Raw genomic sequence first — 10,933 nt, 5'->3', positions numbered from 1 at the left:
GGCGGGGCCGGGGGCCGGTGAGGGAGGTGCCGGGTTGCAGCAGTTCGCGAATGTAGGCCGACTGGCAGTGACTGTCGGAGTCCTTGTCGTCATCGATCAAACGCCAGCCCATCCAATGCGGGAAGTCTGCATCGCTGAAGCGGGTTACACCGGAGGCGTTGAGGTTGAACCAGGCGCTGCGTTCCGCTTCGCCAGCTTCGGTACGGGGCGGCAGACTGATCTTCCGCCAGTGTGCGGCGTTGGCTGGCTGGAGCGCGTCCGGCCCCAGTACCCGGCCGAAGCGCAGCAGTTCGTAACCGGCGCTGGGGCAGGCGGGGTAGCGGCGGGTGGCGGTGGTGTAGAGGTTGTATTCGAAGTCCGCGTCTTCGCTCTGGCTGCCGATGAGTTCGCCGGTCACGTGGTAGGTGGTCAACTGGCACTGGCCTCTGTCGTAGTGCATGCGGACGATGAGGCCCTCGCGCAGTTGCTTGACTGTTTCCGGGTGATAGCCGTCGATCTCGTTGGTCAAGAATGCCAGGGTGGAAAGTCTGCCATCGGGGGTGTACCAGCCATCGGGCAGGGAAGGGCAGCGATATGCCGGCGTGCCGGAATGAGCGGCTTGGGCGAAGTTGGTCGGCGGAGCGGCGAAGCCGTCCAGGGTGTTGGGGATGTAGAAGTACATGTCGCCCCAGCAACTGTCGGTGCGGCCGTCGTGGGTGCGGTAGTCAAGCTCTCTCGTACTGCGGCCGGTCAGATGCTCGACCTGGCTGTCGCTGGCGATGATTTCGAAGTGGATCTTGCCGGCGCTGCCGTAGATTTCCCCGACCTCGCCGATGCTGTCCTTGCGGTAGATGCGCTGCTTGAGCTGCGGGTTGGCGATGTTGATTTTCGACAGGTGCATGTAGATCGAATAGAACACCACCTGGCTGCGTGCGCCTTCGCCGATTTCGGTTTCGTGACGCAGCACGATGCAGCCGTTGTCTGTCCAGCCATCCCCATAGTTGAGCGCGTTGTTGGGATCGTTGGTTTTCTTCGCTGGGGCGCGGAAGTATGCGAGCGTCCCGTCGGCAATCGCGCGTACAGGCAGGTTCTTTCCGTTCTCCTGCGGAGCGCGCAGATGCAGGCCGCCATGCCAGTTGAGGTCGAAGCTCAAGGGGAAGGCGCCATCGCCCAGGTTGCCGCCGGGCATGGCCCGGTTGACGAAGGCTTCGTCGGTTTCCCCGGCTATCGGGGCGGGGATGAAGGGAGGACTGATGATCATGTGCAGGCTTCCTTTGCCTAGTCAGAGCGACAGTGGGTAGATGGATTTCTTCTTCGCTTCGCCCGTGGATTCGCGCGGCAGGAAGGGGATGTCCGGATGCAGGCGGGCTGGCCCGAGATAGGCGAAATGCCCGGACTTGATCAGGTAATCGCCCTGGGTGCCGTACTCGATGCCGCAGTTGTCCATCGTGAGGTAGCTGCCGCCGGCGTTGAGGACGATGCGCTTCCTGGCGGTGATATGGATTTCGTTCTCGGTGCTGACGACATCCACGCCCTTGCGGGAAAGCAGCTCCATGCGGTCGTTCTGCGCCTGGATACTGACCGCGCCGTGGTTGGCGAAGAGCTTCATGCCGAGCTTGCGGACGAACAGGCTCATGCCTGCGCCGATGCCGGCGAACAGCCTTTTGGCCACGCTGATGTCCGCCTCAGCGCCGGCGTTGAGCATCAGGCTCTGCTGGGCGGCCAGTTGCAGGTGCTGGCCGCTGGTGAGTGCGATGCCTTGCGGGGCGCTGAGCAGGGCGACGGCGCTTTCGAGCTGGGCCACCTCCTCGCGCATGAAGGCGATTTGCGCAAGATAGTTGGCTGCGTCGGCCTGGGACATTTCGGCATCGCTGGAGAGCTTCTGCATCTCGTCGCCGGCCTGCTCCAGGCGGGCGATAGCTTCCTGCATGGCCAGTACCTGACCTTGCGCGCCGGGCTGTGCATCAGCGCTGATGAACACGCCCTTGCCGGCCCTCACTGCGCCCCAACCATCGGTGCGCAGTTCGAAGCCTTCGCCGCGCTGTTCGCGCTGGGCATCCACCAAATGCCCGAGGTTGAGCTGGCTCTTGCCACTGTGTTCGGTGGACAGCTTGATGTGCTCTTTCCCACGCGAGTCATCCAGGTGCAGCTTGTTGTTGGCCGGCGTGCGCAGGACGTTGCGCTTGTAGTTTTTCAGCGTGACGTGATCGGGATGCCGCGAGTCGTGGAAGGCATAGGCGATGTACGGTCGGTCCGGGTCGCCGTTCTCGAATTCGACGCGGACTTCGGTGCCTTGTATCAAAGGCAGGTGCAGGCCGTAGGTATCGCCGGCATAGGGGCGCGCCAGCCTTAGCCACATCGACTCACGCCCTGCGGGCCAGGTATCGCGGTCGAATAGGAAGTGACATTTATAGCGGCCGTCTTTATCGATGTGGCCGTACAGGTCGTTCGGCTCGGGGCTGGTGACGCGGGCTGGGAGAGTGCCAGCGATCACCGGCTTGGCCGGCACGTCGGGGCGGAAGCAGACCTGTTCGTCGTAGGGGATGGCCTCGAACTGCACCTCGAAGCTGCGGTCGCGGGCGGCACAGCTGTGCACGCGAACGATCACCGCACCCGGCGCGAAGTGTTTGTCTACGCCGTCGAGCTTCAGTATCTGTCCGGGAAGCAGCGCGGGGCTACTGGTGCAGCCGGTCAGGCGCGTGCGCGCGTTGAGATAGCGTTCATGGGCGAGGCGCGCGTAGAAGTAGCCGCTCTCGCTTTCCAGGTCTTCGTCCTGGGCGTAGACGTCGCCGAGTTTCTGGTGTGGCTCGCCGTAGTGGTAGGCCTCGCCGTAGGTGGTTTTCGGCGAATTGAGCTGGTCGACGCTGGCGTCCAGTTGGGCACCGGCGTCGCGGTAGTCGTAGGCGCGGTTGCTGACTCGTTGCACGACCAGCCCATGGCCGCTCTGCAAGTTCCATACGGCGTCCCGGCCGCTGGACTCCAGCGCGGAAAGCGGGCGCAGCGGCAAGGGTGGCGCGGGCAGGTAGTGACGCTGGTCGTCGTGGAACTCCACCGTCTCGATGCGCAGCTCCGGGTTCATCGAGAAGCGGTACCAGATGCCCACTTCGGCCGTCAGGCGCTGGATGAAGGCCAGATCGTCCTCGCCGTACTGCATCACCTGTTCGCGCGGCGGATATTCGCGGGTCAGCTGGAAGAGGAAATCCTGGCCGGCGAACTCGTTGCGGCGCAGCACCTGCTCGACGATCTCCGGCACGCTCTGGTTCTGGTAAAGGCGGTACTGGCGGGCGAGGCCCAGCAGCTGCAGACGGGGGACGAAAACCACCTCGTAGCGGGATTCGTCCCGTGACATGGATAGCAGGGAAAAGCGGCTGATCGTGCCGTACAGCGTGCGCAGGGGCGGCGCGATCGGCGGCGTGTAGCCAGGGATGCCCAACTGTTCGGGCGGCGCGCGCAGGCTGAAGCAGGCGTCCTTGCAGAGGAAGGCGTCGGCTGGGAGGTCGCGGTGGGTGCTGGTGAATTCGATGCGGTAGAGGAAGGGCTGGCTGAGCCCTTCGTCGCCGCTGAAGGCCAGGACATCGAGCGGCGCATCGACGTCTCTGACGCTGAATGTGTGGCGGCTGTGATCGAAGAAGCGGTGGGCGGCATCGATGAGCATGGCGGACGTCCATTCCAGAGGAATGGTCATCCCACCAGTTAGGCTGTCGCCTTGTCAGTCGGACCGGTCCGGGGAACTCGTGCGATTGGTCGATGGAAGTACGAGGTTTGTTTTCTGCCCTACGGAATAGATAGAGCTGACAGCCGCTGCACTTCATTTACGTCAGATCTAGCCGATAGCCTTTCCGCGCGAGCACCTGTTCTTGCCCGCTCGGAAGGCAGCCCCTATGCTGCGCCCGTCACGGCTATATCCGTGATCGGGTTTGACAGCCCGAAGCATTGGCGCGATTGCGCCGACAGGTGCATGCGAAAAACGGCGGACGTTTTTTGCAGGCCCTGCTTCGACCCGAGTTTTGGTTGAAGACGCTATGGCAGATCGCGCGGGGAGACCTCCTCGTGGGGTCTGCCGGTTCCAATGCCCGGTCTGTCAACCCCGCGTGGTCTGCCTCCCTTCGATTGACAGCGATGTCGGCAGCTCTCTCAATGCATTGGAGATTTGCCCATGTCTTCAGACGACAACACCCTCGATCCCGCCTCAAGCCCGTTCCATCCTCTACCGGGCAGCGACCACCCCCTTAGATTCGAAACCCCGCCGGGCTGGCCGGAGGAATCCCATCTCGTCATGAGCTATGGCGCGCTGGTGGCTCGCGAATGGCTGTTCGCCCCAGGCGGGGAAACGCTCTGGAGCAACTTCGCGCGGGGCCGCACGCTGCAGAGGTCCATGCTCGACCGCATGGCTTATGAGATCGGCTTCCTCGCCCAACTGGAGCGTCGGCTCGAACGGCGGCCGTAATCGCTGCGCCCGCTGAGCGCTCGCAGCTAACGCTGCGAGCGTTTGATTCGCGCGGCAAGCGGTATTCCACTCGGAAGGACGATCCCACGGCTCAGGCTTTTCCTAACCACCTCCGTCTATCACTCTCGGCGTGCGGACTTTTCCCTTCGATCTCCCAGCCAATGTCTGGCTGACCGCGCCGCGTTGCGCCTTGCACCCTTGAGGCTCATTCCTCAGCGGCGAGGCGACGGGCATGGACGGCGGCAGGCGCAGCGAAGGTTTTACCCTGGTGGAAGTGCTGGTCTCGGTGCTCGTTCTGGGCATCGGCATGCTCGGTCTGACGGGGCTGCAGAGTGCCGGCATCAGTGCGGGCTACAGCGCGCTGCAACGTTCCCAGGCGTCCTGGCTGGCCGGCGAGATGGCCGACCTGCTGCGCGCGAATCCCGAGGCGGCCAGAGCGGGCGCTTACGACACGGGCTTCGCTGCGAAGGCCGACGGATGTCCGAAGGCCGGCGGTGCGACGCGGGCTCAACTCGATCTCGGCCAATGGCAGGCCGATGTCTGCGAGACGCTCGGCGGAACGGGTAGCGGCTCGGTGCAGGTGATCCGCAGCGGGGAGCTGTACAGCGCGATAGTCGCTGTGCGCTGGAGTGACCGGCGGGCCGGCGAACGTCCGGGGGCGGCGAGCGGCGCCGAAACCTTCGTCTACCGGGCGGGGTTCTGACATGCGCCAGCGCGGGCTGTCTCTGGTCGAATTGCTGATCGCCATGGCGCTGGGCCTGCTGCTTCTGGCGGGCGTGATCCAGGTCGTGCTCAGCAGCAAGCGCAGCTACCAGAGCAGCGTCGCCCTGGCCGAGCTGCAGGAGAACGGTCGCTTCGCGCTGGAGGTCCTGGCGCAGGGCCTGCGCAATGCAGGTTTCACCGGCGCCTGCCCTGCCGGGTTGGTCAACGCCTCTGGAGTCGATGCGGCGCAGTATGCCCTGGAGAGGGCCGCTATCGAGGGCTATGGCAGCGGCGCGTTGTCGGCAGCCTGGATGCCTTCAGGGCGTCTTGCCAACACCGATGGGGTGCTCCTGCGCTACGCCGCCGAGCCGATTCTCGCCACCGGGTCGATTGCCGGCAATCGCGTGAATCTCGTCTCAGCCGGGGCCGTCGCCGGAGCCTTCTATCTGCTCAGCGATCAGCAGTCCTGTCTGCTGCTGCGCAATGCCGGCAACGCGGCGAGCCTGCTGGCGGATCGATCGCTGGAGCACTTCCTGGCACCGGCGACTCGCGCCTATCCATACCGCTACGCCGTCTACTGGATCGGCCGTGGCGTCGATGGGACGCCGGGGCTGTTCGTCACCGACAACAGCGATACCACGGGCGTGGCGCAGACGAGCGAGCTGGTCAACGGCGTCGCTGGCATGAGCCTGCGCTATGGCGTAGCGGGGGCGGATAGCGAGGCGGTGGCGATCTACAAGGCCGCCCACGAAATGACCGCCGAGGAGTGGCGCCGGGTGCGTACCGTGCGCGTCAGCCTGCTGCTGCAGAGTCAGACCGGCCAGGCCGACGAGGCGCCGAAGTCCTTGGTGTTCGATGGCCGCACCCTGGCGCCGGATGCGGATCGCCGGTTGCGACTGGTGATGGGCAGCACCATCGCGCTGCGCAACTCGCTGCCATGAGCCGGCGTTCGTCGATGCGCCATCGATCCGAATGCGGGGCGGTGCTGCTGGTCTCGCTGGTCATGCTGTTGCTGCTCACGCTGATCGGCCTGGCAGGGATGCGCATGGTGCAACTGGAGGAGCGCATGGCCGGCAACCTGCGTGACCGGCAGATGGCTTTCCAGGCGGCGGAGGCAGCGCTGCGTGCGGGCGAACAGGCCGCGCTGGATATTCATCGGCAGAACCGCCCCGAGGCTGCTGCCTACCTCAGCGACGGCTCGGTGAGCGGCTTTTCGGAGAGCGCGGCGAAGCCGGTCTACCAACTGCGTTTCCTGCGCTGGCTGGCCAGCGAAGGGTTGGAAGTCGGCAAGGGCGGGGCGGCTAATGGCGTGGCCGTCGAGGTGCGCGCCACAGGTTTTGGCGTTCGTCGCCAGCCCTCGGGAGAACCGGTTTCCCGCGTTCGGCTGAACAGTATCTATTTCGTTCGCTAGCGGGCAGGGAGGTGGCAATGAGACTGGCGAGAATCTGTTTCCTGATACTGGGAGCCGCGTTGGCCGGAGCGCTGTCGGCTGCGCCGGTCAGCCAGGTTCCGCTGCAGATCGCCAGCGGTGCGCCGGGCAATCTGTTTCTGCTGCCTTCCTCGGCCCATGCGGCGACGGCGGCGCCTGCCAATCCGAATCCTGTCTATGCCGCTGGCGAGCGTTACTTCGGTTACTTCGACCCGGAGAAATGCTACGTCTACCGCGCTGGCGAAAGCGAGGCGGAGCGCTATTTCCAGCCCCTTGGCCCAGCCCTGGGTCATGCCTGCCGCCAAGCCTGGAGCGGCAACTTCCTCAATTGGGCGACCACGCAGGCCATCGATGTCTATCGCGCCGTGCTGAGCGGTGGCGACCGCTTCATCGACAGCGCCGAACTGACGGTACTGCAGAAGGGGCTGAGTACGCAGCGCGACGGTGTCTTTCCGGATCGACGTCTACCGCCCGATAGCGTTGCGGGGGCTGCGCCATTCGCTGGCATGGCACTGCATCTGCGCGTGGAGGGGCAAGCCCGCAGCCTGTTGCTGAGTCGCAGCCCGGAGTTTCCCGGTGAGCCGCAGGAGTTCTTGCCCGGTGAGACGCTGTTGCCAGAGGCGACCTATCGGCTCGCGGTGCGAGTGCAGGTCTGTGCGGCAGGTCAGCTGGAACGCAACTGCCAGCGCTACGGCCCAAGCCATAAGCCCGAAGGATTGTTGCAGCAGTACGCCGGGCGGCTGCGCTTCAGCGTCTTCGCTCGCGCCGGGCTGGGCGGAGGGGCGGCGCTGCGCACGCCGCAGAAATTCATCGGCCCGTGGCTGGATGATGGGCGGGATAACCCGCTGAAGGAGTGGTCGGCGCAGACCGGTGTATTCACTGTCCTGCAGGCGGGGGCGATCGCCTCTCTCAACCGTTTCGACGAAGCCGGATCGCAGCCGTTCGACGATGTCGGCGAGCTGTTGCATGCCGCCACGCGCTACTTGCGCCATCAGGGAGGTCATGCGGATCCGCTCACCTATGCATGCCAGCGCAACGCCCTGCTCGGGATTGGCGAAGCGGGGCAGGGCGAAGCTGGCGCGGGTCTGCTGCGTCTCGGCGACCCGGAGCTGGCCCACGCAACGCAAGCGGTGGCGGCCATGCAGGGTGGCGCGGGCTCCGCTGCCGCATTGGCGCTGGCGGGGCTCGCGTACGACGCCCATGTAGGAGACCTGCGCCCGGACCTGCCCGGCCGGCAATCCGCATCCACCTTCTGGCTGGCTTCCGCCCGCGAGGCCGCGGGGCCGGGCGGTGCCCTGTGGCTGGCGACCCAGTACGGCGGCTTTGCGGTCCCCCGCAATTTCTCCTCGGCGCGCACGTCACCGCTACCGGAAAGTTGGTGGAAAGGCGTCGATGGCCGGCCGGCCAACCTGCTCTGGCTCACCGACCCCGACAAGCTGCGGGACGAGCTGAAAACGGTACTCGCCCACGCGGCCGATGATGAGGCGAGGAGCATCGGCAACTTCAGCGCGGGCCCGCGAGCCGGCGAGTGGTTCAGTACCCGGCTGGAGGGGCGGCGCTGGAGTGGTGACCTGCAGCTATGGCACGAAGGTCAGAGCCAGCCCTTGTGGTCGGCTGCCCGGCAGCTGGACGAGCTGAGCGAGGCGAAAGTGGCAGGGCGCAATATCTTTACCGTGCGGCCGTCCACCGCTGAGGTGGATGGATCACTCATCGCCCGCGAAGGCATGCCCTTTGCCTGGGGCGCCATGAGCGATGAACAGCGCCGCAGGCTGGGCAGCGAGCAGGGCGAGTTGCTGGTGGACTACCTGCGCGGTTCGCGCCTGCAGGAGCGGCTAACGCCCGACAGTGCGTCGCCGTTCCGCCTGCGAGCCAGCCGGCTGGGCGATATCGTGGGTTCGCGGCCAGCCTATTCCTGGCACGACGCGCAACCCTACGGCGAGCTGCCAAGGTCGCAGGGCAGCAGCTATCGGGACTTCCTTGCCAGCGAGCTCTACCAGCGGCGTGCGCCGTTGGTGGCGGTGGGGGCCAACGACGGCATGCTGCACGGCTTCGATGCTCGCGATGGGCGCGAGCTGTTTGCCTACGTGCCGGCGGCGGTGCTGGGGCACCTTCGCGAGCTGGCCGAACCGGACTATGTCCATCGCTACTACGTCGATGGCTCGCCCAAGGTAGGCAATGCCTGGATCGGTGGGCAATGGCGAACCCTGCTGGTGGCCACTACCGGAGCCGGCGGCAACAGCCTGTTCGCGCTGGACGTCACCGACCCGGAGCGTGTCCAGTCGAGCAGCGTGCTCTGGGAGTTCAGCCATCCCGATCTCGGCTACACGCTGGGTCGGCCAAGCCTCGTGGCCCTGGACTCGGGGAAGTTCGTGGTGCTGGTTTCCTCCGGCGCCACGGACGCGGAAAGGCGGGGAGGAGACATCTGGCTGCTCGATGCGGCGGATGCCCGGGTGCTCAAGCGCATCCATCTGCCGGAGGCTGGCGACCTGGGGCCGGTGACGGCGATCAGCAGCAGGGGCGACATGACCGCCAACCGCCTCTATGCGGGCGACAGCCTCGGCAATCTCTGGCGCGTGGACCTGGCAGGCTCGGAGGGCGGCGACTCGGCGATTCCACCGTCGCTGGCCGGCAAGCCGCTGTTCCGCGCGCGGGCGCCGGATGGCAGTCCGCAGCCAATCAGCGCGCCGGTGTCTGCCGCTCTGGCCCCTGACGGAGCGGTACGAGTTTTGGTCGGGACCGGGCGCCTCTACCGCGTGGGTGACGACGAGCCTTCAGCGAGGACTGAAAGCCTTTACGGGGTCCTTGATGACGGGAGAGCCCTGGTCGGGCGGGCCGATCTTCAGCCCGTTTCCAGCAAGGACGGCGCTCGCGGCTGGTACTTCGACCTGCCGGCAAACGGCGTGCGCGTGGCGGAGCAGCCCCAGGTCCGAGAAGGCAAGCTCGCGCTGTTCAACCTGATCGCACCGGGAGACGACCCTTGCAGCGATCCGCTGGTCCACGCTTCGGTCGTGCTGGATATCGCTAGTGGGGAACGACTGGCGGGTGGTCTGCCGGGCAGCGACCTGCCCGGCGAGGCTGCCGGCCAGCCTTCCAGCGGGGCGCTGCTCCAGCCTGGCGCGGACGGTAAGCTGCGAATACTTGGCGTGGATCGAGAGGGCCGCCCGCTGGGCCAGGAGGTCGGTCTGCCGCGCGACGTCGGGCGCAAGGCCTGGTGGGAGTCGCGCTGATGAAATCGATGACCACGCGGGCAGGTGGCTTCACGCTGGTTGAGCTGCTGGTTTGCCTGGCGCTGATCGGCATCCTGGTGGGCGTGGCGCTACCGGCTTATCGGGAGCACATCCAGCGGGTGCGCCGGGTGGACGCGCAAAGATCCCTGGTGGAACTGGCGCAATCTCTGGAGCGCTTCCACACCAGCCGCGGCACCTATATCGGCGCAGCGCTGCCGTTCGACCGGTCGCCACGGGAGGCCGGAAAGGCCTACTACCGCCTGGCTTTTGCCAGCGGCCCGGACGAATCGGGTTATGTCCTGCAGGCAGAGCCGCTCGGAGCGATGACGGAAGATGCCTGCGGGGTGCTGACCTTGGCCGACAGCGGCCTCCGTGGCGCGGCCACGGAGGGTTGCTGGTAGTGCGGTTTCAGGTTGGCGTGCGGTCTACCCACTTGGGCGCGGCCAGGGGTTTCCAGGCGGCCAGGGCGCTGACCAGTTCGGCGGGCGAGGCGGCGCGCTGCAGCATGTCGCGATGTGGCTGGCGCACGAAGCGCTCCTGCACCAGATGATCGAGGAAGGTCAGCAGCGGGTCGAAGAAGCCGTTCACTTCCAGCAGGCCCAGCGGCTTGGCGTGGTAGCCCAGCTGGCCCCAGGTCCAGACCTCGAACAGCTCTTCGAGGGTGCCCAGGCCGCCCGGCAGGGCGATGAAGGCGTCGCCCAGCTCGGCCATGCGTGCCTTGCGCGCGTGCATGCCGTCCACCACTTCCAGGCGCGTCAGGCCGCTGTGGCCGACTTCGGCGTCCTTCAGGCTCTGCGGGATGATGCCGATGACTTCGCCGCCCGCGGCCAGCGCGGCATTGGCGACCATGCCCATCAGGCCCACGGCGCCACCGCCGTAGACCAGCTGGATGCCGCTCTCGGCGAGGTGGCGGCCGAGGGCTTCGGCGGCTTCCTGGTAGATCGGGGTGGCGCCGGGGCTGGCGCCGCAGAATACGCAGATGGAACGCAAGGTCATGGAGCTGTCCTCTTTCAGCAGGCCGTCAGGTTACCGGCTGCGAGGACAGCGACCAAGCCGATTTCAGTCGTGCTGGCAGCCGCCGGCGGAGGCGAGCGCGTAGCAGGCGAGCAGGTTCTGTAGCAGCGGGCTTTGTAACAGCGCAAGACGGTG

The 10,933-nt window shown here is 66.2% G+C and carries 9 protein-coding genes; 6 read left to right on the top strand and 3 right to left on the bottom strand.

Annotated features, from left to right (window positions below):
- Together ACCC94_RS06105 and ACCC94_RS06100 are read right to left on the bottom strand one after the other, a co-directional pair.
- On the bottom strand, positions 1–1,240 hold a 1,240-nt coding region (locus ACCC94_RS06105; protein WP_413348487.1), incomplete at its 3' end, for a M23 family metallopeptidase.
- Between the two features lie 21 nt (positions 1,241–1,261).
- Positions 1,262–3,634 (bottom strand): type VI secretion system Vgr family protein, encoded by a 2,373-nt coding sequence (locus ACCC94_RS06100; RefSeq protein ID WP_413348486.1) that lies wholly within the window; start codon positions 3,632–3,634, stop codon positions 1,262–1,264.
- A gap of 501 nt (positions 3,635–4,135) precedes the next feature.
- On the opposite strand from ACCC94_RS06100, the gene ACCC94_RS06095 reads away from it, so the two are divergent.
- From ACCC94_RS06095 to ACCC94_RS06070, 6 genes are all read left to right on the top strand, one after another.
- The gene (locus ACCC94_RS06095) at positions 4,136–4,426 is read left to right on the top strand and encodes a LasR-specific antiactivator QslA (RefSeq protein ID WP_413348485.1); all 291 of its coding nucleotides are present in this window, start codon (positions 4,136–4,138) and stop codon (positions 4,424–4,426) included.
- Between the two features lie 232 nt (positions 4,427–4,658).
- Complete coding sequence (pilV, locus tag ACCC94_RS06090; protein ID WP_413348484.1) at positions 4,659–5,129, top strand: type IV pilus modification protein PilV; 471 nt, start codon at positions 4,659–4,661, stop codon at positions 5,127–5,129.
- A 1-nt stretch (position 5,130) separates the two neighbouring features.
- Positions 5,131–6,069 (top strand): PilW family protein, encoded by a 939-nt coding sequence (locus ACCC94_RS06085; RefSeq protein ID WP_413348483.1) that lies wholly within the window; start codon positions 5,131–5,133, stop codon positions 6,067–6,069.
- Positions 6,070–6,083: 14 nt separating this feature from the next.
- Positions 6,084–6,539 carry a PilX N-terminal domain-containing pilus assembly protein gene (locus ACCC94_RS06080; protein WP_413348482.1) on the top strand — a complete coding sequence of 152 codons (456 nt, stop codon included), beginning with the start codon at positions 6,084–6,086 and terminating at the stop codon, positions 6,537–6,539.
- A 17-nt stretch (positions 6,540–6,556) separates the two neighbouring features.
- Positions 6,557–9,784, top strand: coding sequence for a pilus assembly protein (locus ACCC94_RS06075; RefSeq protein WP_413348481.1), 3,228 nt, complete (start codon positions 6,557–6,559; stop codon positions 9,782–9,784).
- Positions 9,784–10,185, top strand: a complete 402-nt coding sequence (locus ACCC94_RS06070; RefSeq protein ID WP_413348480.1) for a type IV pilin protein — start codon at positions 9,784–9,786, stop codon at positions 10,183–10,185. The genes ACCC94_RS06075 and ACCC94_RS06070 overlap by 1 nt, the downstream gene beginning before the upstream one ends.
- Before the next feature lie 7 nt (positions 10,186–10,192).
- Here ACCC94_RS06070 and ACCC94_RS06065 read toward each other — a convergent pair whose 3' ends face one another.
- Positions 10,193–10,780, bottom strand: a complete 588-nt coding sequence (locus tag ACCC94_RS06065; protein WP_413348479.1) for a TIGR00730 family Rossman fold protein — start codon at positions 10,778–10,780, stop codon at positions 10,193–10,195.
- Positions 10,781–10,933: the final 153 nt, after the last annotated feature.

It is taken from the genome of Pseudomonas sp. Pseusp97 (assembly GCF_047304025.1).
Lineage (GTDB): Bacteria > Pseudomonadota > Gammaproteobacteria > Pseudomonadales > Pseudomonadaceae > Pseudomonas.
Note: the sequence above shows the minus strand (reverse complement) of the source record. Positions and strands in the feature narration are given on the sequence as shown.

Bases quoted from the DNA above. Each gene is read 5' to 3' on its own strand.
- ACCC94_RS06100 (WP_413348486.1), bottom strand. From the start codon at position 3,634: ATGCTCATCGATGCCGCCCACCGCTTCTTCGATCACAGCCGCCACACA.
- ACCC94_RS06095 (WP_413348485.1), top strand. From the start codon at position 4,136: ATGTCTTCAGACGACAACACCCTCGATCCCGCCTCAAGCCCGTTCCAT.
- pilV (WP_413348484.1), top strand. From the start codon at position 4,659: ATGGACGGCGGCAGGCGCAGCGAAGGTTTTACCCTGGTGGAAGTGCTG.
- ACCC94_RS06085 (WP_413348483.1), top strand. From the start codon at position 5,131: ATGCGCCAGCGCGGGCTGTCTCTGGTCGAATTGCTGATCGCCATGGCG.
- ACCC94_RS06080 (WP_413348482.1), top strand. From the start codon at position 6,084: ATGCGCCATCGATCCGAATGCGGGGCGGTGCTGCTGGTCTCGCTGGTC.
- ACCC94_RS06075 (WP_413348481.1), top strand. From the start codon at position 6,557: ATGAGACTGGCGAGAATCTGTTTCCTGATACTGGGAGCCGCGTTGGCC.
- ACCC94_RS06070 (WP_413348480.1), top strand. From the start codon at position 9,784: ATGAAATCGATGACCACGCGGGCAGGTGGCTTCACGCTGGTTGAGCTG.
- ACCC94_RS06065 (WP_413348479.1), bottom strand. From the start codon at position 10,780: ATGACCTTGCGTTCCATCTGCGTATTCTGCGGCGCCAGCCCCGGCGCC.